This is a genomic window from Caballeronia udeis, assembly GCF_001544555.2.
GTDB classification, from domain to species: domain Bacteria; phylum Pseudomonadota; class Gammaproteobacteria; order Burkholderiales; family Burkholderiaceae; genus Caballeronia; species Caballeronia udeis.
Genome location: NZ_FCOK02000087.1, coordinates 16,251 through 40,318, shown reverse-complemented (window position 1 = coordinate 40,318; position 24,068 = coordinate 16,251). Strand labels below are relative to the sequence as shown.

25 protein-coding genes are annotated in these 24,068 nt (G+C 60.3%); 11 read left to right on the top strand and 14 right to left on the bottom strand.

What is annotated here, in order from left to right; all coding sequences use genetic code 11:
• The 3 genes from AWB69_RS38335 to AWB69_RS38325 all read left to right on the top strand — a co-directional run.
• On the top strand, positions 1 to 333 hold a 333-nt coding region (locus tag AWB69_RS38335), incomplete at its 5' end, for an aromatic amino acid lyase (RefSeq protein ID WP_197500410.1).
• 20 nt (positions 334 to 353) lie between these two features.
• Positions 354 to 1,049: a histidine utilization repressor gene (hutC, locus tag AWB69_RS38330; protein WP_062091991.1), complete on the top strand. Its 696-nt coding sequence runs from the start codon at positions 354 to 356 to the stop codon at positions 1,047 to 1,049.
• Between the two features lie 351 nt (positions 1,050 to 1,400).
• Positions 1,401 to 1,733, top strand: coding sequence for a DUF4148 domain-containing protein (locus AWB69_RS38325; RefSeq protein WP_062091990.1), 333 nt, complete (start codon positions 1,401 to 1,403; stop codon positions 1,731 to 1,733).
• A gap of 234 nt (positions 1,734 to 1,967) precedes the next feature.
• On the opposite strand, the gene AWB69_RS38320 is transcribed toward AWB69_RS38325, so the two are convergent.
• The 3 genes from AWB69_RS38320 to AWB69_RS38310 form a co-directional block, all read right to left on the bottom strand.
• Entirely contained in the window at positions 1,968 to 2,252 is a 285-nt protein-coding gene (locus AWB69_RS38320) for a helix-turn-helix domain-containing protein (RefSeq protein ID WP_062091989.1), read from the bottom strand.
• A 28-nt stretch (positions 2,253 to 2,280) separates the two neighbouring features.
• Positions 2,281 to 2,634 carry a type II toxin-antitoxin system RelE/ParE family toxin gene (locus tag AWB69_RS38315; protein WP_062091988.1) on the bottom strand — a complete coding sequence of 118 codons (354 nt, stop codon included), beginning with the start codon at positions 2,632 to 2,634 and terminating at the stop codon, positions 2,281 to 2,283.
• Between the two features lie 153 nt (positions 2,635 to 2,787).
• Complete coding sequence (locus AWB69_RS38310; RefSeq protein WP_156529123.1) at positions 2,788 to 3,471, bottom strand: TetR/AcrR family transcriptional regulator; 684 nt, start codon at positions 3,469 to 3,471, stop codon at positions 2,788 to 2,790.
• Positions 3,472 to 3,851: 380 nt separating this feature from the next.
• On the opposite strand from AWB69_RS38310, the gene AWB69_RS38305 reads away from it, so the two are divergent.
• The 5 genes from AWB69_RS38305 to hydA all read left to right on the top strand — a co-directional run bounded on the left by AWB69_RS38305 (position 3,852) and on the right by hydA (position 10,984).
• Positions 3,852 to 5,111 carry a Zn-dependent hydrolase gene (locus tag AWB69_RS38305; RefSeq protein WP_062091986.1) on the top strand — a complete coding sequence of 420 codons (1,260 nt, stop codon included), beginning with the start codon at positions 3,852 to 3,854 and terminating at the stop codon, positions 5,109 to 5,111.
• A 61-nt stretch (positions 5,112 to 5,172) separates the two neighbouring features.
• A complete protein-coding gene (locus AWB69_RS38300; RefSeq protein ID WP_062091985.1) occupies positions 5,173 to 6,510 on the top strand; it encodes an NAD(P)-dependent oxidoreductase in 1,338 nt (445 codons plus the stop codon).
• Between the two features lie 29 nt (positions 6,511 to 6,539).
• Complete coding sequence (gene preA / locus AWB69_RS38295; protein WP_062091984.1) at positions 6,540 to 7,832, top strand: NAD-dependent dihydropyrimidine dehydrogenase subunit PreA; 1,293 nt, start codon at positions 6,540 to 6,542, stop codon at positions 7,830 to 7,832.
• A 142-nt stretch (positions 7,833 to 7,974) separates the two neighbouring features.
• Positions 7,975 to 9,483: an NCS1 family nucleobase:cation symporter-1 gene (locus AWB69_RS38290; protein ID WP_062091983.1), complete on the top strand. Its 1,509-nt coding sequence runs from the start codon at positions 7,975 to 7,977 to the stop codon at positions 9,481 to 9,483.
• 22 nt (positions 9,484 to 9,505) lie between these two features.
• Entirely contained in the window at positions 9,506 to 10,984 is a 1,479-nt protein-coding gene (hydA, locus tag AWB69_RS38285) for a dihydropyrimidinase (protein ID WP_062091982.1), read from the top strand.
• A gap of 70 nt (positions 10,985 to 11,054) precedes the next feature.
• Here the strand turns inward: hydA and AWB69_RS38280 are convergent, their stop codons facing one another.
• Genes AWB69_RS38280 through AWB69_RS38245 form a run of 8 tightly spaced genes read right to left on the bottom strand, consistent with a single transcriptional unit; the run spans position 11,055 to position 17,983 of the window.
• Positions 11,055 to 12,335, bottom strand: coding sequence for an MSMEG_0569 family flavin-dependent oxidoreductase (locus AWB69_RS38280; protein ID WP_062091981.1), 1,281 nt, complete (start codon positions 12,333 to 12,335; stop codon positions 11,055 to 11,057).
• Positions 12,336 to 12,362: 27 nt separating this feature from the next.
• Positions 12,363 to 12,647, bottom strand: a complete 285-nt coding sequence (locus AWB69_RS38275) for an MSMEG_0570 family nitrogen starvation response protein (RefSeq protein ID WP_062091980.1) — start codon at positions 12,645 to 12,647, stop codon at positions 12,363 to 12,365.
• A gap of 9 nt (positions 12,648 to 12,656) precedes the next feature.
• Positions 12,657 to 13,832 carry an MSMEG_0565 family glycosyltransferase gene (locus AWB69_RS38270; RefSeq protein ID WP_062091979.1) on the bottom strand — a complete coding sequence of 392 codons (1,176 nt, stop codon included), beginning with the start codon at positions 13,830 to 13,832 and terminating at the stop codon, positions 12,657 to 12,659.
• Between the two features lie 12 nt (positions 13,833 to 13,844).
• The gene (locus tag AWB69_RS38265; RefSeq protein ID WP_062091978.1) at positions 13,845 to 14,816 is read right to left on the bottom strand and encodes a sll0787 family AIR synthase-like protein; all 972 of its coding nucleotides are present in this window, start codon (positions 14,814 to 14,816) and stop codon (positions 13,845 to 13,847) included.
• Positions 14,813 to 15,373 (bottom strand): MSMEG_0567/Sll0786 family nitrogen starvation N-acetyltransferase, encoded by a 561-nt coding sequence (locus AWB69_RS38260; RefSeq protein ID WP_062091977.1) that lies wholly within the window; start codon positions 15,371 to 15,373, stop codon positions 14,813 to 14,815. Before AWB69_RS38260 ends, AWB69_RS38265 begins: the two co-directional genes overlap by 4 nt.
• Before the next feature lie 2 nt (positions 15,374 to 15,375).
• A complete protein-coding gene (locus tag AWB69_RS38255; protein ID WP_156529126.1) occupies positions 15,376 to 16,458 on the bottom strand; it encodes an MSMEG_0568 family radical SAM protein in 1,083 nt (360 codons plus the stop codon).
• Positions 16,451 to 17,464 carry a Nit6803 family nitrilase gene (locus tag AWB69_RS38250; protein WP_062091975.1) on the bottom strand — a complete coding sequence of 338 codons (1,014 nt, stop codon included), beginning with the start codon at positions 17,462 to 17,464 and terminating at the stop codon, positions 16,451 to 16,453. Before AWB69_RS38250 ends, AWB69_RS38255 begins: the two co-directional genes overlap by 8 nt.
• Before the next feature lie 36 nt (positions 17,465 to 17,500).
• Positions 17,501 to 17,983: an MSMEG_0572/Sll0783 family nitrogen starvation response protein gene (locus tag AWB69_RS38245; RefSeq protein ID WP_062091974.1), complete on the bottom strand. Its 483-nt coding sequence runs from the start codon at positions 17,981 to 17,983 to the stop codon at positions 17,501 to 17,503.
• Positions 17,984 to 18,409: 426 nt separating this feature from the next.
• On the opposite strand from AWB69_RS38245, the gene AWB69_RS38240 reads away from it, so the two are divergent.
• Both AWB69_RS38240 and AWB69_RS38235 read left to right on the top strand, forming a co-directional pair.
• A complete protein-coding gene (locus tag AWB69_RS38240; RefSeq protein ID WP_062091973.1) occupies positions 18,410 to 19,801 on the top strand; it encodes an aminotransferase-like domain-containing protein in 1,392 nt (463 codons plus the stop codon).
• A 52-nt stretch (positions 19,802 to 19,853) separates the two neighbouring features.
• Entirely contained in the window at positions 19,854 to 20,636 is a 783-nt protein-coding gene (locus tag AWB69_RS38235) for a CDP-diacylglycerol diphosphatase (RefSeq protein ID WP_231937372.1), read from the top strand.
• Positions 20,637 to 20,770: 134 nt separating this feature from the next.
• Here AWB69_RS38235 and AWB69_RS38230 read toward each other — a convergent pair whose 3' ends face one another.
• The gene (locus tag AWB69_RS38230) at positions 20,771 to 21,139 is read right to left on the bottom strand and encodes a type II toxin-antitoxin system death-on-curing family toxin (protein ID WP_062091971.1); all 369 of its coding nucleotides are present in this window, start codon (positions 21,137 to 21,139) and stop codon (positions 20,771 to 20,773) included.
• Between the two features lie 490 nt (positions 21,140 to 21,629).
• Between AWB69_RS38230 and AWB69_RS38225 the strand changes: the two genes are divergently transcribed.
• Positions 21,630 to 22,337 carry an aspartate/glutamate racemase family protein gene (locus AWB69_RS38225; protein WP_331712711.1) on the top strand — a complete coding sequence of 236 codons (708 nt, stop codon included), beginning with the start codon at positions 21,630 to 21,632 and terminating at the stop codon, positions 22,335 to 22,337.
• A gap of 44 nt (positions 22,338 to 22,381) precedes the next feature.
• On the opposite strand, the gene AWB69_RS38220 is transcribed toward AWB69_RS38225, so the two are convergent.
• Both AWB69_RS38220 and AWB69_RS38215 read right to left on the bottom strand, forming a co-directional pair.
• The gene (locus tag AWB69_RS38220; RefSeq protein WP_062091970.1) at positions 22,382 to 22,720 is read right to left on the bottom strand and encodes a hypothetical protein; all 339 of its coding nucleotides are present in this window, start codon (positions 22,718 to 22,720) and stop codon (positions 22,382 to 22,384) included.
• Positions 22,721 to 22,814: 94 nt separating this feature from the next.
• The gene (locus tag AWB69_RS38215; protein WP_062091994.1) at positions 22,815 to 24,059 is read right to left on the bottom strand and encodes an aspartate carbamoyltransferase; all 1,245 of its coding nucleotides are present in this window, start codon (positions 24,057 to 24,059) and stop codon (positions 22,815 to 22,817) included.
• Positions 24,060 to 24,068 lie beyond the last annotated feature (9 nt).

Below are 24,068 nucleotides of genomic sequence, written 5' to 3'. Positions count from 1 at the left end.
GTCGACTCGTTGCCGACATCGGCGAATCAGGAAGATCACGTCTCCATGGCGACGTTCGCTGCCCGCAAGCTTGGCTACATAGCGGAGAACGTAGCGCATATTCTCGCTATCGAATTGCTCGCAGCCGCGCAAGGCGTCGACCTGCGTGCGCCGCATCAAACCAGCCCGCGCTTGGCCGGAGTGATGAAGACGCTGCGCTCGGAAGTCGCGCATTACGATCTGGACCATTATTTCGCACCGGATATCGAGGCGATCGCGAAGCAGGTGGTCAGCGGCGAAATCGCGAAACATTGCCCGCTTTCGTTTGTTTCGGAAGTTCAATCCCACGTTTAACCGGACGCCACACGCCCAGCATGAACACGCCCGCGTATCAGGAAATCAAGGATCACATTCTCACGCGCATTCATGCGGGGGAGTGGAAGGAAGGCGACCAGGTGCCTTCTGAAAACGAACTGGCGCGCGAGTTCAAGGTCGCGCGCATGACGGTCAACCGCGCGCTGCGCGAGCTGACCGCCGAGCAGATCCTGACACGCGTGCAGGGCGCGGGCACGTTCGTGGCGCAACCGAAATACGCGTCGACGCTCGTGGAAATTCGCAGTATCTCCGACGAAATCACGGGGCGCGGACATGTGCATCGGGCAGAAGTGATGCACCTGGGCGCGTCCGTACTGGACGAACGTCTCGCGCTTGAAATGCAGCTGACCGAGGGCAGCCCCGTATTTCATTCGCGGGTGCTGCACTTCGAAAACGACTTGCCGATCCAGCTGGAAGAGCGCTGGGTGAATCCTGCGCTCGCGCCGGAATATGCGCGCCAGGATTTCACCAAGATCACGCCGAACCAATACCTGATGGTCGCCGCGCCTTTGCAGCGCGTTGAATACCGGATTGAAGCGGCGCTTCCCGACGAGGGCACGGGCCTCGCGCTCTCGATGAAAACCGGCGAGCCGTGCCTCATGCTGCATCGGCGGACGTGGTCGCGGGATGCGGTGGCGTCGGTGGCGAACCTCTGGCATCCCGGCGATCGATATCAATTCACGGGTCATTTCTAGTCCCGTCTCCAGACCCGTCTCAGCTTGGTCAACCCACCGGACCCATCCTTGGGTCCGGTTGGATTCTTGTGAAAATCGCAATACAGCTATCTGTAACGCGTACGAATCCTCGAATTCAGACGCACTCTAGTGCTTAATTCAGTAATAAGTTCCGAATTTCCCCTCTCAATTCCACTTAATCGATCGTTCCCTCGCGATTGTTGCAATCTCAACAATGATGTTTCGCGTAAATAAGGGTTTTCCCTCAAGGTTCCGAAGCATAGACTTCTTACATCCGAAACAGATTCAGAAAGCGCTTATATCACTCTGAGGTTGTTTCGAGACGATCAACAAAATACTGGAGGTATCACCATGTTCAAGTCACTTATTCCCGCAGTTGTTATCGTGTCGGCATTGGCAGCTCCGACGTTCGCGTTTGCGCAAAGCACTGACAACAACGGCCCGCTGACGCGTGCTGAAGTGAAGGCGCAACTGGTTCAACTGGAAAAGGCAGGGTACAACCCGGCTGGCGACCAGATCGACTACCCGGCGAACCTCCAGGCAGCTCAGGCTCGTGTGAATGCGCAAAATGGCGAGGCAGCAACGGCGTATGGTCCTTCGACCAGCGGCACCTCGGCAGTGGGCGTTCGTAGCTCGGCTGCACCGGTGCAAAACGCTCCCGGTTCAGTGTTCTTCGGTCATTAAGCCGACGCTGAGCAAATTTGAAGTGGACCTGACCGGATCAGGTCCGACTTATTATAAGACCCGATTGAATGATGGTTTGATCTTTTGAGTGTCGCGCCAAAGAAAAAACTCGCCCTCCGCGCTAAAGCGGCCGGCGGGTTTTTTTTGTTCGGGTTGAGGGATGGGGATGAGCGTGCCGCAAATGCCACGCAAAAATACCCACGTTGCCGCGTGGACCTCGGGTGGCATAGCGCGTCAAGCGGCCAGTTCGAGCCGGAAATGCTTGCCGAGCGCCGCGGCCGCGCTGGCGAGCGTGGTTAGCGTCAGGCTGGTGTCGGTTTCGTCAAGTAGACGATTAAGCGCCGCGCGGCTTGTGTTCATGCGAGACGCCATCGCTGTTTTGCTGATCTTTTGCGCCTTCATTTCCTCGGCGATCTGCCAAGCGATGACTCGCTTCATTGCGGTGGCCGTGACTTCCTCGAGAATCGCTTCCTCGCTGAGGAACTCATCGAAACGGCCACCCATATGCTTGTTTGCCATGATTTTCGCACTCCATTGCGTGTGAGACTTAACCTTGCCTAAACTGGCGCAAACGGTCTTTCGCCACGTCCAGCTCTTCTTTCGGCGTGTCCTGAGACTTCTTGACGAAGCCGTGCAGCAGGACCATCACGTCGCCGACGACAGTGAACAAAACACGGGCGGTACGCCTGTGTAAGTGGATCCGCACCTCCCACATGTCCTTGCCCATTTTCCGTACTAGTGGCATACCGAGCGGCCAGCCGATCTGCACGGTTTTGATGTCCTCGCCGATCGTCTTTCTGTCGGCTGCGCCAAGCTCTCGAAGCCAGTCGCGGACGGGTTCATTGCCGGCACCCGTGCTGAAAAAGCGAACATCTAAGACAACATTTACTGGCTTGTCCATTGGAAAGGGTCCCGGTTTTGGACCCTGAATCGTACCAAAGTTGGTACGATTCGGCAAATCTTTTAATATGATTTCGCAACCGGTTTTTGTTGTTTTTAAAGGGTTTGCGCCTGACCTTCCAGCTTGATCATGATGTGCGCGGTTTGCTCGATGTCACGCCGGTGACTTCGCGCCACACGCCCGGATCACGAGCTTCACCACTTCCTCGGTCGAGGTGTCAAAGGCCTTCTGCGAAAGCGCGCGTTTGCCTTTCAGCGCCCGGATCTGCGCATCGAAATCCGCATAGTGCTGCGTCGTCGCCCAGATCATGAACATCAGCGTCTGCGCGTCGACGGGCGCGAGCAACCCGCGCGCAATCCAGCCGTTGATTACGATCACCCGTGTTTCAAGCCACGGCTTCACGCGCTCGTTCAAGATGTCCTGCATGTGCACCGCGCCGTGAATGATCTCGCTCGCCCACACCTTCGAGCCGAGCGGACGCCGCCGCGACAATTCCATTTTCGTGCGTACGTAGCCGCCTATTGCTTCGACCGGGTCATCGCTGGACTCGAAGCTATCGGCGGCACGGTGCCAGTCTTCGAACAGATCCTCGAGCACGCGCCGATAGAGCGCCAGCTTGGTCGGAAAGTAATAATGCAGGTTGGCTTTCGGCAAGCCTGCACGTTCCGCAATCATCGCGGTACTCGCGCCTTCGAGTCCGCGCTCGGCGAACACAGTCTCGGCGCACGCCAAAAGATGCGCTTCATTGGTCTCGCGAATGTGCGCCTTGCGCCGCCGCAATGGAACAGGTGCAACGTCGCTTTTCGCCATCTCGGCTGTCGCTTCGTCATCTCTCATTGTTTTCCTTGCATGGCGCCGTGCGCCTTCTCCATCTTGATCGCGCCTCATTCTATGCGCTTTGCGGCCACTGCTGCATAGCCCGTTGTTCGCTTGCCTCATGGCTCTGCTGCATTGCAATGGCACGCTTCTCGCTATGTTTTTACTCTAACCGGAAACCCCGAAAGACGTTGATTTGCCAATATTAATCGGCTACAACCTGTCCAGTTGGACAGGATTTGGAGGGCGGCGGATCGCGACGGATTCGCCGCTTCGAGCGGAGGAGATCAGCGGATGGAAACTGCACCTTTGCCGTGCGGCGCCGCCCCAAAAGCCGACGCCGATGCACCAGATTCGTATCAGTCGAAACCCTAAGTCGAGCAACACAAGGAGAACGCGAAATGGACGCGGTAACCGATTCAGCGCTGGACACATCGATCAGAATCAATGGCAAACGTCTATGGGACAGTCTCATGACGATGGCGAAAATTGGCGCGACGCCAAAGGGTGGCGTATGCCGGCTGGCGCTTACCGATCTCGACCGCGAGGGCCGCGACCTGATCGTCAGTTGGGCGAAGGAAGCGGGTTGCACGGTCAAGGTGGACCAGATGGGCAACGTGTTTATGCGTCGTGCCGGACGCAACGCCAATGCCGCGCCGGTCGTGACGGGCTCGCATGCGGACTCGCAGCCCACAGGCGGCCGCTTCGACGGTATCTACGGCATTCTCGGTGGCATCGAAGTGATCCGTTCGCTCAATGATTGGGGCATTGAGACTGAACATCCGGTGGAAGTCGTGATCTGGACCAACGAGGAAGGCTCGCGGTTCGCGCCCGCCATGGTTGCGTCAGGCGTGTTCGCCGGCGAGTTCACGCTTGACTACGGGTTGTCCCGCAAGGACGTGGATGGCAAGACGATCGGTGAGGAACTGAAGCGTATTGGTTATGCAGGAGACGAACCGTGCGGCGGCCGCAAGCTGCACGCGGCGTTCGAACTGCACATTGAACAAGGGCCGATTCTCGAAGCGGAAAACATGACGATCGGCGTGGTCACCGACGCGCAAGGGCAACGCTGGTACGAAATCACGCTGGCCGGCCAGGAAGCGCATGCGGGTCCCACACCCATGCCGCGCCGTCGCGATGCGTTGCTTGGTGCATCACGCGTGGTCGAGCTGGTGAATCGCATCGGATTGGATAACGCGCCGCTGGCGTGTGCGACCGTCGGCATGATGCAAGTGCATCCGAACTCGCGCAACGTGATCCCGGGCCGCGTGTTTTTCACCGTCGATTTCCGTCATCCCGACGACGCCGTGCTCGCGAAGATGGACGCTGCATTGCGCGCGGGCGTGGAGAAAATCGCGAGCGCGTCGGGGCTCGAAACGCAGCTTGAACAGATCTTCTATTACGCGCCTATCGCCTTTGATTCCGCGTGCGTGAAGTCCGTGCGCGCAGCCGCGGAACGTTTTGGTTACGCGCATCGGGACATGGTCTCGGGCGCAGGACATGACGCGTGTTACCTCTCGAAGGTCGCGCCCACGTCAATGGTCTTCGTGCCTTGCGTCGATGGCATCAGCCATAACGAGATCGAGGATGCATCGGAGGAATGGATTGAGGCGGGCGCAAATGTACTGCTTCACGCCATGCTTGAGCGCGCGGGCCGTTAAGCCTGATCTGGTGTTAGTCGAAAGATCATTCGCTTGGCCTTACCTTGACGAAGGAACGTGTATGACCATGAAGCCCATTGGCGACATTGCATCGAACCGGCTGTCGCAAGAGCAACTGTCGTGTCAGTTTTCGGATGTGGCGCCCCTGCTCGATGCCACCGCGGCCGCTGCAGCGTCGAGCCGTTGCCACTACTGCTACGACGCGCCTTGCATCAACGCATGCCCCACAAAAATAGATATTCCCAGCTTCATCCGCAAGATTGGTAACGGCAACATGAAGGGCGCGGCCACGGACATCCTGTCGGCCAACCCCCTTGGCGGCGCATGCGCACGCGTATGTCCGACTGAAATCCTCTGTGAAGGGGCATGTGTCAGAAATCATCAGGATGACAAACCAGTTCAGATCGGTGCGCTACAACGTCATGCGACCGACTGGGCGATGGCGCGCGGCGAGCCGCTCTTCAAGCGCGCGGCGGATACGGGACGTCATGTGGCGGTGGTTGGCGCGGGGCCAGCGGGGCTGGCCTGTGCGCATCGTCTTGCGCTCGACGGCCACCGCGTCACGCTTTTCGACGCCCGGCCCAAGCCCGGCGGCCTGAACGAATATGGCATTGCGGCCTACAAGGTGGTCGAGGATTTCGCCCAACGCGAAGTGGAGTGGTTGTATTCGGTGGGGGGTATCGACGTGAAGAACGACGTGATGCTCGGCCGCGATGTGAAGTTGGGCGACTTGCGTAAGCAGCATGACGCGGTGTTCCTGGCGATCGGCCTGGGCGGTGTGCGCGCGCTGGAACTCGAAGGCGAGGCGCTTCAAGGCGTGTACAACGCGGTCGATTTCATCGAGCAGGTACGTCAGGCGGATGCGCTCGCCAGCGTGCCGGTCGGGCGTCGCGTGGTGGTGATCGGCGGCGGAAATACGGCAATTGATGCGGCGGTGCAAAGCCGCAAGCTGGGCGCGGAAACGGTCACGATGGTCTATCGACGGGGTGTCGAGACCATGGGCGCCACGTGGGCCGAACGCGAGTTCGCACAAGTCAACGGCGTGACGATCGTCACGCACGCGAAGCCCGTGCGTTTAACCGATGCAGATGGCCAGGTCACGGGTGTCGAATTCGAAAACCCGCAGGGCGAACGCTTTGTGATTGAAGCCGACATGGTGCTGAAGGCGATCGGTCAAACGCTCGCGCCGAATGGTCTTGAACCTGACCTGCTCACGCTCGACGGCAGCCGTATCGCGGTGGATTCGAGCGGCCGTACGTCGCTCGATAACGTCTGGGCCGGCGGAGACTGTGCGGCGACAGGCGGGCTCGACCTGACGGTCCAGGCCGTGCAGGACGGCAAGATTGCGGCCGAGTCCATCCACGCGTTCTTCGCGGCAACGGCGATCAAGGCCGCTTGAAAAAACCCCCACAATAAGGGAGCCAGCTCATGGCCGATCTTCGCAATACCTTTGTCGGCATCACGTCGCCGAGTCCGTTCTGGCTCGCGTCCGCGCCGCCCACTGACAAAGCCTACAACGTCAATCGCGCCTTCGAAGCGGGTTGGGGCGGCGTCGTATGGAAAACGCTGGGCCTCGACCCGCATGTGGTGAACGTGAGTTCGCGTTATGGCGCGGTGCAATGGAATGGCCAGCGTATCGCAGGACTGAACAATATCGAACTGATCACCGACCGGCCTCTCGACATCAACCTGAAGGAGATCACCCAGGTCAAGCGCGACTGGCCGGATCGCGCGCTGATCGTCTCGCTGATGGTGCCGTGCAACGAGCGGGACTGGAAGTGGATCCTGCCGCTGGTGGAAGACACGGGCGCCGATGGCGTCGAGCTGAACTTCGGTTGCCCGCACGGCATGAGCGAGCGCGGCATGGGCGCGGCGGTCGGCCAGGTCCCCGAATACGTGGAGATGGTCACGCGCTGGGTGAAGGAAGGCACGAAGCTGCCGTGCATCGTCAAGCTGACGCCGAACATTAGCGACATCCGAACCAGTTCACGCGCGGCTTACAAGGGCGGTGCGGATGCGGTGTCGCTGATCAACACGATCAATTCGATTGTCGCGGTCGACCTCGACCTGATGGCGCCAATGCCGACAGTCGACGGCAAGGGTACGCATGGGGGATACTGCGGCCCGGCGGTCAAACCAATCGCGCTGAACATGGTCGCGGAGATTGCCCGCGACGTGGAAACGCCCGGTTTGCCAATCTCCGGCATTGGCGGGATTTCGTCGTGGCGCGATGCGGCCGAGTTCATCGTGCTGGGCGCCGGCAATGTGCAGGTCTGTACCGCGGCCATGCACTATGGTTTTCGGATTGTCTCCGATCTCGCGGATGGCCTCTCGAACTGGATGGACGAAAAAGGCTACGCCACCCTCGACGATATCCGCGGACGGGCCGTGCAGAACGTGACGGACTGGAAGTACTTGAATTTGAAGTACGACATCAAGGCGCGCATCGACCAGGACAAGTGCATTGAGTGCGGGCTGTGCCACATCGCTTGCGAAGATACGGCGCATCAGGCGATCATGCGCGAGAAGGATGGCAAGCGGCATTTTGAAGTCATCGATTCGGAATGCGTCGGGTGCAATTTATGCATGCATGTGTGCCCGGTCGAGCAATGCATCACGATGGAACGCGTGGATGCCGGCGAATATGCGAACTGGACGACCCATCCGAACAATCCCGCACGCGTGGACGCCGACGTTGAAGAAAGCGTGAAGGCCGCCTAGAGTTGAGAACCCGTATAAAAAAACAGCGGCTGACGTAAATGCCGTAAAAGTCGCTGACGTCCCCCTGACGGCCAACGCCCGGACTGGTTTTCCAGCCGGATCAACGGGCGAGGACCGCAACGATCTTGAGGAGATCAACCTGATGAAGCAGCCAGCGCATTCCGTCGACCCGCAGTTCGCGGCCGGCGCCAGTGGCAGTCTATATAACGACGACCTGGCGCCGACCACGGCCGCGCAACGGACGTGGAAGTGGTATCACTTTGCGGCGCTCTGGGTCGGCATGGTGATGAATATTGCGTCGTACATGCTCGCGGCCGGGCTCACGGAGGAGGGCATGTCGCCGTGGCAGGCGGTGCTCACCGTGCTGCTCGGCAACATGATCGTGCTCGTGCCCATGCTGTTGGTGGGCCACGCGGGCGCCAAGCATGGCATTCCTTATGCGGTGCTGGTGCGCTCGTCGTTCGGTACGAAAGGCGCGAGGTTGCCGGCGTTATTGCGTGCGGTGGTCGCATGCGGATGGTACGGAATCCAGACCTGGCTCGGCGGCAGTGCGATCCATACGCTCCTGAATATCCTTACCGGTAACACGACGCCCGGTACGCCATTGCCCTTCCTCGATATCTCGCTTGGGCAACTCGCGTGCTTCCTGTTTTTCTGGCTGATCCAGGTCTATTTCATCTTGCGCGGCACGGACTCCATTCGTTTCCTTGAAAGCTGGTCCGCGCCGATCAAGATCATCATGTGCCTCGCGCTCGTGTGGTGGGCGACCTCGAAGGCGGGCGGTGTCGGTGCGATGCTCGCGCAGCCTTCGCAATTCGTCGCCGGCGGCAAGAAGGAGGGTTTGTTCTGGGCCACGTTCTGGCCAGGTCTTACGGCCATGGTCGGTTTCTGGGCCACGCTCGCGCTGAATATTCCGGACTTCACGCGTTTCGCGCGCTCGCAGAAGGATCAGATCATCGGGCAATCGATCGGTCTGCCGGCCCCCATGGCGCTGCTGTCCGTGATCTCGGTGGTGGTGACGTCGGCAACCGTGGTGATCTACGGCAAGGCGATCTGGGATCCTATCGACCTGACCAGCCGCATGACGGGTATTGGCGTGGGCGTGGCGCTGATCATCCTGACGCTCGACACCATGAGCTGCAATCTTGCCGCTAACCTCGTGGGTCCGGCTTATGACTTTTCGAGCCTCTGGCCGAAGGGCATTTCGTATCGCGTGGGCGGGATGATCACGGCGTTCATCGCTATCGTGATGATGCCGTGGAAGATCCTGGCAACCACGCAGGGATATATTTTCACGTGGCTCGTGGGTTACTCGGCGCTGCTCGGACCTGTGGCCGGCATTCTCATGGTCGACTACTTCCTGATCCGCGGCACGCGCCTGAACACGCGCGAACTCTTCAACGAGAATGGCGAATACAGCTACACAGGTGGCTGGAACATGGCTGCGGTGGTCGCGTTGCTCGTGGGCGTATTGCCCAACCTGCCCGGGTTCCTGCATACGGCATTTCCGGCCGCGTTCCCCAACGTTCCCGCATTCTTCAACACGCTTTACACCTATGCATGGTTCGTGGGCCTCGCGCTCGCATCGATTGTTTATGGCGCATGGATGAAGATGGGCAAGCGCCCGACGGCGCGCATTGCCAGCGCCTGATTTTCTCTTTGGAGACAGCAAGATGACGATCCTGATTCGCGGCGGCACGGTGATTGACGCGGACCGTACTTATCGAGCGGACGTGTTGTGCGCAGACCCGAAAGACGGTGGCACGATCCTGCAGATCGGCCTCGATCTCGAGGTTCCGGCGGATGCTGAAACCATCGATGCATCGGGCCAGTATGTGATGCCCGGCGGTATCGATCCGCATACGCACATGGAGCTGCCGTTCATGGGCACCACGGCGAGCGACGACTTCTATACGGGAACGGCGGCGGGGTTGTCGGGCGGCACGACGAGCATTATCGATTTCGTGATTCCGAGTCCGAAGCAGCCGTTGATGGCAGCCTTCAACGAGTGGCGCGGCTGGGCGGAGAAGGCATCGTCCGACTACGGTTTTCACGTCGCGGTGACGTGGTGGGACGAGTCGGTGCATCGCGACATGGGTACGCTCGTGCATGATCATGGCGTGTCCAGTTTCAAGCACTTCATGGCGTATAAAAACGCCATCATGGCCGACGATGAAGTCCTCGTGAACAGCTTCGCGCGGTCGCTGGAACTTGGCGCTTTGCCTACTGTGCATGCCGAGAATGGCGAACTCGTGTTCCAGCTTCAGAAGCAATTGCTTGCGAAAGGCTTCACCGGACCTGAAGCGCATCCTTTGTCGCGGCCTCCTGAAGTGGAAGGCGAGGCGGCGAACCGTGCGATCAGGATTGCGCAGGTGCTGGGTGTGCCTATCTACATCGTGCATGTGTCGTCGAAAGATGCCGTCGATGTCATCACACGTGCACGCAGCGAAGGTCAACGCGTGTTCGCTGAAGTGCTGCCGGGTCATCTGGTGATCGATGAGTCGGTCTATAGCGACCCGGACTGGACACGGGCCGCTGCGCATGTAATGAGCCCGCCGTTCCGCACCAGCGAGCATAGGGAGGCGTTGTGGCGTGGTCTGCAATCGGGGCAACTGCACACCACGGCGACCGACCACTGCGTATTCTGTGCATCGCAGAAAGCCATGGGCCGCGAGGACTTCACGCGCATCCCGAACGGTTGTGGCGGCGTGGAAGACCGCATGTCGATCCTCTGGCACCACGGCGTGAATAAAGGGCGGTTGACCCCGAATGAGTTCGTGCGCGTGACCTCCACAAACGCTGCGCAAATTTTTAACCTGTTCCCGCGCAAGGGTGCGGTCCAGGTGGGCGCGGATGCCGACCTCGTGGTGTGGGACCCGGCCGCGACCAGGACGATCTCGGTCAAGACCCATCACCAGAAGGTGGATTTCAACGTGTTCGAAGGTATGACCGTGCAAGGCGTGGCGACCCACACGCTCACGCGTGGCGCGCATGCTTGGGCGGACGGTGATCTGCGTGCGGTTCGAGGCGCTGGGCAGTATTTGAAGCGTCCTCCAAACGGTGCTTACTTCGATGCCACCCGGATCGCGAACCAGTTGAAGGAACCGCATCCGATCCATCGTGCCGGTGACAAGGTCGTGAAGGCGGCTTGAGGTTCGGGGGTGTGTTTCAACAAACCGGCGCTCGATGCGCCGGTTTTTTCGTGGCGATACCTTCGTGTGTTCAGACGGTAGCTTCATCGCGCGCCAGCGCTTTCGCTTCCCGGCAAGCTTCGATCCTTTCCACAACATGCGCAGCGTCCCGCGCAACGCCTGAAAAGCGGCCCGATCCCCACGTATGCAGCCACGGCAAGCCCACGAAATAGAGGCCGTCGAGCGGTGTCAGGCCACGTGTATGCGCGGGGTAACCGCGACCGTTGAAGATGGGTGCATCAAGCCAGCTGAAGTCCGGGGTGAAGCCGATGCACCACACGATCGAGCCTATGCCGCTGGCTTGCAGATCGAGCGTAGTGCGTTCTTCCGATGGTGACCACGCGGGTTCATAGCGCGAGCCGGGCGGAGCTTCGATTCCATGCTTTTCGATGTATGCATCAATGCCTGCGTTGATGCCGTTGAAGGTCTTGTCCGCGCTGTCGAGATTCTCGATCAGGTTGGGCGCGAAATGGAGTGCGCCATCCTGCAGATCCTGAAGCCTGCCGTACAGTTCCATGCCTTCGGCCGCGAACTTGCGCAGATCGATATCACGACCACCGTCGCGGCCGGTCACATAATGATTGGTGTTGTCGCGCACCCCTTCACGCAGCGGATGCTGATCGACGGGCATGTCGTAATACTTCATGTCGGCAAGCCAGTCGACCACGTCGCGGCCTCTGTAGAAGCGCGCGCAACGCGGAGCTTCACCCACTGCGAGGATCACCTTGCGCCCGGCCAGATGCAGGTCTTCAGCGATCTGCGCGCCCGATTGCCCGGACCCGACTACCAGTACCGCGCCTTCGGGCAAAGCCTGCGGGTTGCGATACTCGGACGACTGGATCTGTTTGATCGACCGCGGCAGGCGTTCGGCCATGCGCGGCACGATGGGCGTGTGATAACCGCCTGATGCGACCACGACCTGGTCCGCCGTGAACGGTCCCTGGCTTGTGGACACGCTAAAGCCTCCTTCGCTGTTACGCGCGACCCGCTGCACTTCCACGTGTTCGAGCACGGGGGCATCGACGGTCCTGATGAAGCCATCGAGATACTCGATGATCTCGTCCTTCTTCATGAAGCCGTGCGGATCGTCGCCGGTATAAGGGTAGCCCGGCAGCGCGCATTGCCAGTTCGGTGTGACGAGGCAGAACGCGTCCCAGCGTTGCGTGCGCCATGTATGAGTGACGGTGTTTTTCTCCAGCACGAGATGATCGATCCCCGCCTGCTTGAGGTAATAGCTGACCGACAGCCCCGCCTGACCGCCCCCAACCACCATGACGCTGGTGTGCGTCGTGTTGCCCGATGTTTGCGACATGACTCGTCCTTTCGAAAAGAGTGGCGCTCAGACGAGCGCGATGACCTTGACCTTCGCGTCCGGCTCACCGACAAACCGTTGAGCCTCGACCTCGATCTGCGCGAGTTGATCCATTGCCGCCGAGCATGCGAAGCCGTACTTTTCGCGCACGCGCTCGGAGGCAATGTTCAGTGCTTCACGAGCGCGCGAGACGAAATCATGGACGGGATAGTCTTCTCCGGGCGTAAAGAAATCGCTGACCACTTGCGAGGGCGAATAACAGTTTGCTTCGCTGTTATCGGGCCACTGGATTCGAAAATGCATGACCGGCATGGCGAGTTCCTAAAGTGTTGGAAGAGAGCGGCTTGCAAGCAAGGCGCTGTAAATGTCGAGATGTTTTCGTGCCGACGCCTGCCAGCTCATGCGATCGAGTAGCGCGGGTACGGCGTGGTTGAAGTCGGTTGGATGACGGCCGTCGATCACCCGTGCAAGTGCATCGGCTATTGACGCTGGATCCGTGGGTGCGGCCCAGCAGCACAGCGCGTTGTCCAGATACTCGGTGAACGGTGCAATGTTCGAAGCCACAACGGGCGTACCGCATGCGAGCGCTTCGAGAACGACGAGGCCGAAACCTTCGCGCCGCGAGACCATGGCGAGGACATCGGCGCAACGGAAAAGCGCGGGCATGTCGCTGTCGTCGAGCGGGCCGGTGACACTCACCGCATGCGACAGGCCGTACCCGGCCACGCGGTCCATGAAGGCATGCGAATAAGCATCGTGATCGAGCAGGCTTGCACCCCCCGCGATCACCAGGCGCGCATTCGGATGATGTTTGACCAGTTCCGCGAATGCATCGAGCAGGCCGAGCGTGTTCTTGCGCGCTTCAATGCCACCGACCGCGAGCACGACCGGTCCGCTCCCATCGATACCAAGACGCTGCCGTAATCTTTGATCGTGAGGCGTGCGCTGCGTCGAATAGCGTTTCAGATCTACGCCGTTCGAAACCGTCGCTGCTTCTATGCCGTAGGTATCACGCATCTCGCGCGTCCATACTTCACTGACGCACAGCACGCGATCCGCATCACGCCATGCACGCGTTTGCCAGGCGGCGAGACGCGGGTTGTCGAAGTGATCCAGGTGATGCACAGTTCGCACAAACCCGGTTATTTCACCTTCAGCGGTCAACTCGGCAAGCGCGTTTCCGCTGATGCTGTCCTGTGCATGCAGCACGTCGAAGCTGCGTGGATCGCTGGCTTTGATGCTGGTTTTGAGCGCGCGAAGCCGTGCGTCGACGAGTGCGGCCGTGTCGTGTTGCAAGCCTTCGATGGTGGCGAGAATCACGCGGCACGACGGCTCCCGGAAGAGCGTTTCCCTCGCTGCAGCCGGCGCGAAAAGGGTCACCTCGTGACCTTCGTCGACCAGCGCGCTCGCGAGTTCTAACGCATGCACCACACCGCCGCGCGGATTGACCGAGTGCGTGGTAAGGGCAATCCGCATCACACGAGGGGTCGCAGTCATGTCAGGGCTCTCTTAACTTCCGACGATGAACGCGTCATCGTGGAAGTTCCATAGTTCGGCCGAATCACTGCCTTCGTGCAGCACCACTTTGCGTGAGGTATCGACCGTACCAATCACCGCACATGCCAGTTCACGTTCAACGAACAAGTGCTCTACTTGAGCTGCGTGTTCTTCACGCACGGACATCACAAAACCGAAGCTGGGGAACGCGCTTAGCCAACGCAGACGATCATGTCCAGGCGGCGATGGCAGACGCGAAAGATCGATGCTCGCACCCACGCCGGAGCATTCCAGCAACATCAGCGCGGTGCCAAGTGCGCCGGCCATGCTGATGTCCTTGGCTGCATCGCAGAGACCGCTTTCGGCGAGCATGGGCAACAACTCGAGGTCGGCGCGCAAGCGCTCGGCGGGTACGCCAACCGAGGCATTCCAGAACGGATACGGGTCTTCAAACGCGCCGCGCAGGTCCACCGCCATCATCAGGCGGTCGCCGGGTCGGGCATTGAAACTGGACAGCAGTTTGTTTGCTCGCCCAAGAATGGCCACCGCAAGTTGGGCCTGGTCGCTGCGCGTGTTGCTATGGCCGCCGACAATCGGCACCCCGTACACGGACGATGCCGCCGCCATGCCGGCCAGCACGTCTTCGGCCGCGCCCAGGCCGTCGCTCCAGAGTGCGTCGACAACAGCGATCGGGCGGCCGCCCATCGCGTAGATATCGCTCACATTGACCATCACGCTGCTGTAGCCCGCGAACCAGGGCATGTCGCGCACGAAGTCGCTGACCATCCCTTCGATGGCGAACAGCAGATGAGAGTCTCCGTCGGCAATGGCTGCGCAGTCGTCGCCTAGGGCGACCGCTTGCGAGTTGTCGCCGCCGTCGCGTGGCACGTACCGGGCAAGCGACGACATCACGCGCGCGATATCGGTCTTATGGCGAAAGCCCCGCGTTTCCCTTAGCGCGACGACCAGGTCCGTCAACGTCATGACGAACTCCGCGCAGGCGAATACTGCGTCATGAAACCGCTTTGAGGTGTCGCGCAAGGTGGATAAAAACCAAGGTCAGCCTGCATCAGATGATGCGGCCGGCCATGCATGAGTTCTTCGGAGAGCGTAGTCCAGTGCAGCGCATGAAACAACGCCGCGTTCTGGCTCTGCACATGTGCGAGGAAGGTCGTGCAGCCGAGCGCATGCGCACTGCTGACCGCCAACCTGATTAATGTTGCGCCAATCTTGCCGTGCCTTCGGAATGCCGCATGCACGGCGAGCCGCGAGCCGGTCCATACGCCCGGTTTGTCCTCGTGAATGCGCACTGTGCCAACCACCTGCTCAGGCATCCCGCCGATGCAACTCACCGCCACGAGCAGTTGCGCGCGCTCATCGATTTCATCGCGGTCATCGCCTACAAAAATCCCCTGCTCGATGCAGAACACCGCGCGCCGGAGCTTGTACGCCTCGTTCGCTTCCCAGGGCAGCGTGGTCCACTTGATCGTGTAGCTGGCGGGTGTGTAGAGCCTTGCGAGATCTTCGGTATCGGCGAGCATGATCAAACCTCGTAGGATGACAACGACGAACATGCGCCGCATTTGCCGCAGCCCGCCTTGATATCGGCGGAGCGCATCCCGCCTGCCGACACCATCGCGCCAAGCGGCTGCAGCACGGACCTCATGAACTCGGGCGAGGGCGCGGGATGATCCTCGAGCGGCGTGCCGCTGATCGGCACGAACGGGACCACGAACGGATACACGCCGATATCGACCAGCTCGCGCGAGATTGAGAGAATGGCGTCTGCCGTGTCACCGAGACCCGCGAGTATGTAGGTGCTCACCTGCCCCCGGCCGAACACCGCCACGGCCGCCCTGAACGCTTCCATGTAGCGCGAGATGGGCACGTTCGCCTTGCCCGGCATGATCTGTTCACGCAGCGCGGGCGTGACCACTTCGAGATGCATGCCGAGCGTATCGATGCCGCTTGCGCGCATGCGCTCGAACCACTTGTCATTGTCGGGTGGTTCGCATTGCGCCTGGATCGGCAGGTCGACCGCGGCCTTGATTGCGAACGCGCTTTCGCACAGGATCTGTGCACCACGATCCTTCGTCGGCGGAGTACCGGTCGTCAGGACCATATGCTTGACGCCATCGAGCAACACGGCTGCGCGCGCTACTTCCGCCAGTTGCTCGGGCGTCTTGCGGGCGATCGTCCTGCCTGCCGCAAGCGATTGCCCGATCGCGCAGAACTTGCAGGTCTTCTTGCGGCTTTCGTACCGGATGCAGGTTTGCAGCACGGTGGTGGCAAGCACATCCGAACCATGCAGGGTCGCGATGTGCGAGTAGGGCACGCCGTCGAAGGTCTGCATGGCATAGAAACGCGGCGCCTTCGGGAAGCTGATGTTCGCGATAGGGATCGACCCGCGCAGCAACGCGCTGCTGCCGTGGGCGTCGGGTGCGGATGCCACGAACGGCGAGTGCCATGCAGTGTTGGTATGCACGGGCACCATGATGGTCACGCCCTCGATGGTGACCGCCTTGTGATCGGACGGGCCCGCGCCGCCGCGCCGGCTGGCCACGCCCAGACTCGCCCCCGCGCCGGGATCAGCGAGACGCAAGCCCGCCGATTGCAGTTCAGTCATCAATTGCCGGCTCACGGCCGACAAGGTCTCGTTCGCGTTCAAGGTGCAATCCCCCGGTTGATGGTGAGAAGCCGTTCATGGGCGCCGACGTGACGGAGGGCCGGTCGTTGATCGCGAGGCTCAGCAATTCGGGCCGCGCGTAATGACCGACTGAATCCATCATGCGTTTGCGTTTGGTGATCAGTGACATATCCAGATCCGCGATGACCAACCCTTCGCCCTCGCGCAGCGGCGGGGCGAGATGCTGGCCTTCGGGCGAGATGATTGCCGTGTTGCAGCCTCCGCGAAGCGCCTTCTGCAGGCTTGGATCTTTCGTGATTGATTCGATCTGCGGCTCGGTCAGCCAGCCCGTGGAATTGATCACGAAGCAGCCGGATTCAAGCGCGTGATGCCGGATGGTCACTTCGATCTGTTCGCCGAAGATGGGACCGACCAGCGAGCCCGGAAACTGGCTGCAATGAATCTCTTCGTGCTGGGTCATCAGCGCATAACGCGCGAGCGGGTTGTAGTGCTCCCAGCACGCGAGCGCACCTACGCGGCCGATGTGCGTCTCCGCTACCTTCAGGCCGGCCGCGTCGCCCATGCCCCAGATCATCCGTTCATGAAACGTCGGTGTGATCTTGCGGCGCTTGAGCAGCAGCTCGCCGTCGGTATCGAAGATCAGTTGTGAGTTGTATAAGCTGCCGTGATCGCGCTCGTTCACGCCGAGCACGACGACCATGCCGTGCCGGCGCGCCCGCTCCGCCACTGCGTGCGTCACGGGGCCGGGCACGACTACCGCTTCGTCGTAGAGGCGCATGTGTTCGGCGCCCGATGCCACCGGCGCCCGCACGAACGAAAAGTACGGGTAGTAGGGCAGGAAGGTCTCGGGGAAGACGATCAACTGCACACCCTGGCGCGCGGCGTTGTCGATCGTTTCGAGGACCTTCTCGAGCGTGCCGCCGGGCCGTTCAAGGTCCGGTGCTATCTGGACCGCGGCAGCGCGGACGATTCTCTTGTCGGGCATGGTCGTTCCGTGTTGATGAGAGGCTTCGGACCTGCGTCAGACCGTCCAGGTGTGGATGATCAGCGCGCCGTCCTTGCGATGCAGCAGCTGGATGTCGAGCACGTCGAGCGGGCTGATCGGCTTGATGCCTTCGATCAGCGACGCTTCTCCCTGCCCGTACAACGCTTGCAGCGCGAAGCGGCATGCGTAGACCTTGCCGCCTTCCTCCATGAACTTCTGGATCTGCTTGTTGAAGTTCAGATGGCCGGGAAACGCTTCGTCGCCGAGCGTCGGGAAGCCGCGCTGCAGCCCGAGCGTCACGCCCGGCCCATACAGCAATACCGAGGTTTCGAAGCCCTTGCGCAGCAGCCGGGTGGCTTGGAGCAAGTTGACGAAGCCGATGGAACCTTCAAACGCGACCGTATGGAATGTCACCAGCGCCTTCTCGCCCGGCGCGGCCTTGACGTCCTCAAACACCTTCTCTTCATAATCGACAAGGTAATCGCCTTTCTTGTGCATCGGGATATTGACGGCAGGCATTCTAATCTCCAGTAAATAGACAATTTAATCAGTGGCGCCGGATTTTTTAACCCGGAACCAAGCCGCGGGACACGACGCTGTTAATGCAACCGGCGTGCCATTAAATGGATGTCTTAATGCGATCAATATCCGATCATTCAAACAATCAGTGCTCGCGGAGCAGCGAAATATTTTTGACGACGATCCCGAAGAGCCTTGGGGGGATTGCCTTAAGCCTTGGCACGACGATGACCCTGCACCAGCGTGGCGTGATCACTGCGGTGCTGTTGCGCTGGTCTGGTGCAATAAACACCGGATACGTGCATTGACCCTCGATCTATCGCATTCTCCATACGATCACTTAATGCCGCCTGATGCGATCAATTTATTTTTTTTCCATCGCCGGCGTGCTATCGTTTTTTAACCGTATTTATTCGAGAGCATTTCATGGCCAGTCTTACCCATCACTGGATCAGAAAGCTGACAGAAAGCCGCAAGCCGGCTTATTTGCTGATTCCCGAGTTAATTGAAGAAGATCTGGCGAGCGGTCGCTTGCGTCCGCGTGATCGGCTGCCGGGTCTGCGTGACCTCGCTGACGAACTGCAGCTCAACTACACGACCGTGGCACGTGCCTACGCGGAAGCGCGCAAAAGAGGGCTGCTCGACTCGCGTGCCGGCAGCGGCACGTTCGTACGCGGCCGGACCGCGACGTTGCCGCTGTCCGGCGGCAGCAGTGTCGAGATGACCATGAACATGCCGCCGGAGCCGGCGGAACTCGCCGCACGCTTGCGCGATTCAGCCGCGCGGGTGTTTTCGGCGACTGATCCGTACCGGCTGCTGCGGTACCAGGATTTCGGTGGCACTGCTGACGATCGTGCAGCGGGTACGAAGTGGCTGAAGCGCCGTTTCAATGATTGCGATGAAGACAAGGTGCTGGTCTGTCCCGGCATTCATAGCGCGCTGGTGGCGCTGGTGTCGCAGCTTGCGCGGCCGGGCGGGACCATTTGCCTCGATACGCTGGCGTATCCGGGCATCAAGGCGATTGCTGCGCAACTGGGCGTGCGTTTGCAGGCGCTGGCGCGTGATGACGACGGCCCGCTGGCTCATGCATTCGAGGCGCTGTGCAAGAGTGACAAACCCAGCGCGTTCTACTGCAATCCCACGATCCAGAATCCGAGCACGGTGACCCTGTCGTCGAAACGCCGCGAGGCACTTGCCGATGTCGCGCTAAGGTACAGCGTGCCGATCATCGAAGACGATGCGTATGGCATGTTGCCGGCCCAGGCGCCCGATGCGCTGGCTACGTTGGCGCCCGACCTGACCTACTACGTCACCGGGCTGTCCAAGAGTTTTGGCGCCGGTCTGCGCGTGGCTTACATTCGTGCACCGTCCGCCCGGCGCTCCCAGCACCTCGCCGGAGCGCTGCGCGCAACGACTGTCATGGCGAGCCCCTTCACGGTGCTGCTGGCGACGCAGTGGGTCAGCGACGGCACGGCGGACCTCATGCTCGACGCGATTCGTGCGGAGTCCGCGGCCCGTCAAGCGCTTGCCGCACGCGTGCTGTCCAACTGGAAATTCGACGCTGATCCGGCCGGTTTCCATCTCTGGATGCCCATTCCGGCGGAGTGCGGGTGGAACGCATCCGAGCTTGCATTGCAGTTGCGCTCGCAAGGGATTGGCGCGGTGTCGGCGGCGGCTTTCGCGACCGATGGCAATCCGCCCGAAGCCATTCGCGTGTGCCTCGGCGGCCCCAAGAATCTTGATGAATGTGAAGACGCGCTCAGGCTGATTGCGGACACCGTCGAACATCCTCATCATCTGCATTTGCCGGTCATGTAGGGGCTTAGGTTGCCCGCAGCCGTCACGAAGTCTTGTTACGATGCAGGCTTTCGTGTTGACCGCTCACCCCATGCGCCATGCCCGGCTTCTCGCTCCCCTAGCCTCGTTCATCGTTGCTGCGCTTTTCTTTTCCATTGCTCACGCGGGCAACCCCGACGCGTTATGGCAGATTGTCCACAACTCATGTGAGCCCGCCGCGCGCGGCGCGGATGTCCCGCAAAAATGTGTCGACGTCGATCCGGCCGGCGGGTTCGCGGTTCTCAAGGATCTCAACGGCATTGCCCAGTATTTGTTGATTCCGACGGCTCGAGTCGGTGGCATTGAAAGTACTGATCTGCTGATACCGGGCTCGCCGAATTACTGGCGCGCGGCGTGGGAAGCACGGCGTTTTGTCGAAGCGAAGTTAGGCCAGGACCTTCCCCGCGACGAACTCTCGCTCGCCATCAACTCGACTAGCGGGCGCACGCAAAACCAGTTGCACATCCACATTGATTGCCTTGCCCCGGATGTCGTTCGTACGCTGCGTGAGCAAGGCCCGAAGATCGGCACGGAATGGACTGCGTTCCCTACGCTTTTACGCGGACACGCATACCGCATTCGACGTATTGATGACGCCGACCTCGCTTCCATCGATCCCTTCAAGCTCCTTGCCCCCGACGTGGCGCGAGAAGGTCAGGTCATGGCCGACCAGACCTTGCTGCTCGCGGGGGCCACGGCGCCCGACGGCAAGCCGGCATTCTTTCTTCTCAATGATCACGTACAACGCGATAGAGGCGACTTCGCGTCGTCGGAGGAGTTGCAAGACCATACGTGCGCCGTTGCGCGCTCGAAGTAGCTGCGGCGCGGTTTTATCGCGCTAAGGAAAGTCAGGCAGCCATGAGGCGTGGATTGCGATAGATGACGAAACGAGAGATCGAATTGCTGGGGACGTGATAGCCCACCGACATACGCTTCTGCTGTTTTCCGGTGTTATTCGATGGCGATTGAGAACAGAAGGGTCGCAAGGCCACTCTCATCCAAGGTGCCTTCGGCAACGTCCACCATGATGTCCTCCAGCACGTCGGATCTTGGTACGTCGTAGCCTTGTAAGGCCAGATAGGTCAATGCAGTAACCAACGCTGTTCTCTTGTTCGCATCGTTGAAGACGTGTCCTCTGGCGAGCGCTACTGCGTACATTGCCGCGATATCGAAAACATCCGAGAGCTGCCCGTAGAGCATGCGGCTCGCGACGCGTGCCAATGCGCCCTCAAGCGGCCCAACTCCGTGACCACCCGCAAGTCCTGGCTCTTGTTGCAAGATCAGATCATGGATCTCAATGACTTGCTGCGCGTCTATCATCGGTTCGCGAGAGCCTTGATTACCTTCTCGTGAGTCGCGATAACACGCTTTGCCGCGCTCATTACCACCCGCGATCCCTCGCTGCCCTTCAGTTGCATTTCAACAGGCCGCTGAGGGGAGGTTCGAACCTTGATCGTTACGCCATAATTTTTCATTGTCGTTCGCCTTTCTGCTTTTCCAACCCTATGGTTTTAACAGGGTACGCGCTGTGTTCCATGTCAATTATGGTACGTACTTTGGACCGACTTTGCTTCTTTTGATACGCGTTGCGTACAATCATAACGCGCTTCGATCGCTATGAATATAACGGCGATGCCCGCCTCCGATACCATGTTGGGCAATGGCTCATCAGTGGTTCTGTCTGCGCAGGCCGACAAAATATTATGTCAGTGCCTCAGCGAGACAGAACCGAATTTTGCCCTGGCCGGCCGGCCCGCGCGCTTCGCTGCACTATGTCGCTTCGATCAATCTGATTTGCAGGACGGGCACCATGAACAGCATGCGAACCATTGGCATGATCGGCGGGATGAGCTGGGAATCGACTACCGAATACTATCGGCTGATCAACCGGGACGTGCGCACGCGCCTCGGTGGCCTGAACTCCGCGCAAGTCCTGCTGCATAGCGTGAATTTCGCGCCGATCGAACAGCTTCAACGCGACGGACAGTGGAACATCGCGGGTATCCGGCTAGCCGATGCCGCGCGTCATCTTGAAGCGGGCGGTGCGCATTGCATCGTGCTCTGCACGAACACCATGCATCTCGTTGCGCCGCAAATTGCCGCGGCGGTGTCCGTGCCGTTCCTTCATATCGTCGACCCAACGGGGATCGAGGCGCAAAAGCGGGGCATACGCAAGGTCGGTTTTATCGGCACGGCGTTTTCAATGCGCGAAAGTTTTTTCCGCGACCGCCTGCAGGAACGGCATGGCATTGAAACACTCTTGCCCGAGCCTGCCGAGCAAGCGGTGATTCACGACATCATCTATCGCGAGTTGTGCCTGGGGATTGTCAACGAGGACTCACGCAAGCAGTACCGCGATGTTCTTCACGGACTGGCGGCGCGTGGCGCGGAAGCGATCGTGCTGGGATGCACCGAGATCATGCTGCTGGTGAACGAAGCCGACAGTCCCGTGCCGTTGCTCGATACCACCACGCTTCACGCCCGCGCCGCCGTCGATTTCTCGTTGGTGCAGGCGTAAGCAGCCGAAAGCAGCCGTAAGCGACCGGCTGTTGAAGCTGCCGCTCAATGCTCGCGGCGATGCGTAAACACACGCGGACGCACGGCTTCGATCACCGCCTCGGGCAGCACCTGATGCAGCGTGCGCACCGTGAAGTCGAGGTCTTCCGCTGCCACGTCGAAGACCAGCCGGAGGTCGTCATGGTCGCGCGATGCCTGGCTGACATACACGCCCAGCGGGGAGTGGAAGAGGCGCCTGATGCGCTCGCGGGCGGCCTCATCGTGCCTGCTGTGCAGGACGGCCGAGAGATGGACACGAGACACGGGAGGTGCTGAGAGCGCTTCCTGTGAGGCAGATTTATTCGCTGCAGCCGAGCAGGGAATTCTTTCAAGGACTAAGTTCATTACGCTGCAAGCTCCTTAATTCGGGATCACTTGCAGCGTATCTTTTTGTGTGTAAACGCCGCGTTAATATTGCTGGCGGCGCTGTATAGATCGCTTAGTCGATGCCGTGAAATACCGCATCGTCAGGTCCGATATAAGCCGGTGACTTCCATGCGGCGTCGCGCATGGAGTGCTGGACCTGGCGTTCCACGCCTAATAGCACCGCGAAGATCGCCATGCGGACCGGAATTCCATTGTCCGTCTGTCGGAAAATGGCCAGCCTTGGATCGTGGTTGAGGTCGGTGCTCAGGTCGTTGGCGCCGGGCCGGCCATCACGTGGCAGTGGATGCATGATCAAGGTATCGGGTCCGCAAACGCTCTCGACCAGTGCCTGGTTGATCTGGAAATCCGGCGTGTAGCCTTCAATGGATTCGTCGGCAAAACGCTCTTTCTGAATCCGGGTTGCATACACCACGTCCGCGCCCTTCAACCCCGTCTGCAAGTCGTTGGTCTGCTCGACCACGTGATCGCCGCGATTGATCTGATCGAGGATAGAAGCGGGCATCTCGAGCGAGGCGGGTGAGATCAGCGTGAACTTCAGCCCGCGGTACAACGCGAGCAGCTTGGCCAGCGAATGGACTGTGCGGCCATATTTAAGGTCGCCCACCATGGCTATGTGCGAGCCGTCGACAATCTTTCCCACACGCGAGAATTCGCGCTGGATGGTGTAGAGGTCGAGCAGCGCCTGACTGGGGTGCTCGCCGGGGCCGTCACCGGCGTTGATCACCGGCACGTTGGTCGCGCGCACGAACTCCGCCACCGAGCCCTTCTCCGGGTGACGCACGACAAGCGCGTCGGCGTAACCGCTGATCACGCGGCTGGTGTCGTAGATCGACTCGCCTTTTGCCATCGACGAAAACGTGAAGCCGGTCGTGTCGCACACCGATCCGCCCAGCCGGCAAAACGCCGCGCCGAAGCTGACGCGCGTGCGGGTGCTGGCTTCAAAGAACAGATTGGCCAGTACCGCGCCTTCCAGCACGCGTGTGATCTTCTGGCGGCGCGCGATGGGTTGCATCGTGTCCGCAACCTGGAACAGCGCTTCCACCGAGTCTCGCGAGAACTGGTCGACAGACAGCAGATGTGGCCGGCCTTCGTGAAGAATGGAAGGAGAATATGCGCGCTGTGTATATTCATCGCCGGACGGGATTCTTTCCACCAGTTCCATGACGTAGCGGCTCGCAATCTCGGGCATGGCCCGCGACTCCGCCGATTCGTCCGGCAGCAGCCACGTATCGAGCGCCCGGCGTGACACGCCAATCCGGTTCGCGAAGGCGTCGCGGGTCATGTTCAGGCGGCGCATGGCATCGCG

Coding starts and splice junctions, on each gene's coding strand:
- AWB69_RS38290 (WP_062091983.1), top strand. CDS start 7,975: ATGAAGCAGCCAGCGCATTCCGTCGACCCGCAGTTCGCGGCCGGCGCC.
- AWB69_RS38220 (WP_062091970.1), bottom strand. CDS start 22,720: ATGAACTTAGTCCTTGAAAGAATTCCCTGCTCGGCTGCAGCGAATAAA.
- AWB69_RS38240 (WP_062091973.1), top strand. CDS start 18,410: ATGGCCAGTCTTACCCATCACTGGATCAGAAAGCTGACAGAAAGCCGC.
- AWB69_RS38270 (WP_062091979.1), bottom strand. CDS start 13,832: ATGACTGCGACCCCTCGTGTGATGCGGATTGCCCTTACCACGCACTCG.
- AWB69_RS38230 (WP_062091971.1), bottom strand. CDS start 21,139: ATGATAGACGCGCAGCAAGTCATTGAGATCCATGATCTGATCTTGCAA.
- AWB69_RS38255 (WP_156529126.1), bottom strand. CDS start 16,458: ATGACTGAACTGCAATCGGCGGGCTTGCGTCTCGCTGATCCCGGCGCG.
- AWB69_RS38265 (WP_062091978.1), bottom strand. CDS start 14,816: ATGACGTTGACGGACCTGGTCGTCGCGCTAAGGGAAACGCGGGGCTTT.
- AWB69_RS38215 (WP_062091994.1), bottom strand. CDS start 24,059: ATGCGCCGCCTGAACATGACCCGCGACGCCTTCGCGAACCGGATTGGC.
- AWB69_RS38225 (WP_331712711.1), top strand. CDS start 21,630: ATGAACAGCATGCGAACCATTGGCATGATCGGCGGGATGAGCTGGGAA.
- hydA (WP_062091982.1), top strand. CDS start 9,506: ATGACGATCCTGATTCGCGGCGGCACGGTGATTGACGCGGACCGTACT.
- AWB69_RS38305 (WP_062091986.1), top strand. CDS start 3,852: ATGGACGCGGTAACCGATTCAGCGCTGGACACATCGATCAGAATCAAT.
- AWB69_RS38250 (WP_062091975.1), bottom strand. CDS start 17,464: ATGCCCGACAAGAGAATCGTCCGCGCTGCCGCGGTCCAGATAGCACCG.
- hutC (WP_062091991.1), top strand. CDS start 354: ATGAACACGCCCGCGTATCAGGAAATCAAGGATCACATTCTCACGCGC.
- AWB69_RS38320 (WP_062091989.1), bottom strand. CDS start 2,252: ATGGCAAACAAGCATATGGGTGGCCGTTTCGATGAGTTCCTCAGCGAG.
- AWB69_RS38260 (WP_062091977.1), bottom strand. CDS start 15,373: ATGCTCGCCGATACCGAAGATCTCGCAAGGCTCTACACACCCGCCAGC.
- AWB69_RS38280 (WP_062091981.1), bottom strand. CDS start 12,335: ATGTCGCAAACATCGGGCAACACGACGCACACCAGCGTCATGGTGGTT.
- preA (WP_062091984.1), top strand. CDS start 6,540: ATGGCCGATCTTCGCAATACCTTTGTCGGCATCACGTCGCCGAGTCCG.
- AWB69_RS38310 (WP_156529123.1), bottom strand. CDS start 3,471: ATGAGAGATGACGAAGCGACAGCCGAGATGGCGAAAAGCGACGTTGCA.
- AWB69_RS38275 (WP_062091980.1), bottom strand. CDS start 12,647: ATGCCGGTCATGCATTTTCGAATCCAGTGGCCCGATAACAGCGAAGCA.
- AWB69_RS38315 (WP_062091988.1), bottom strand. CDS start 2,634: ATGGACAAGCCAGTAAATGTTGTCTTAGATGTTCGCTTTTTCAGCACG.
- AWB69_RS38245 (WP_062091974.1), bottom strand. CDS start 17,983: ATGCCTGCCGTCAATATCCCGATGCACAAGAAAGGCGATTACCTTGTC.
- AWB69_RS38325 (WP_062091990.1), top strand. CDS start 1,401: ATGTTCAAGTCACTTATTCCCGCAGTTGTTATCGTGTCGGCATTGGCA.
- AWB69_RS38300 (WP_062091985.1), top strand. CDS start 5,173: ATGACCATGAAGCCCATTGGCGACATTGCATCGAACCGGCTGTCGCAA.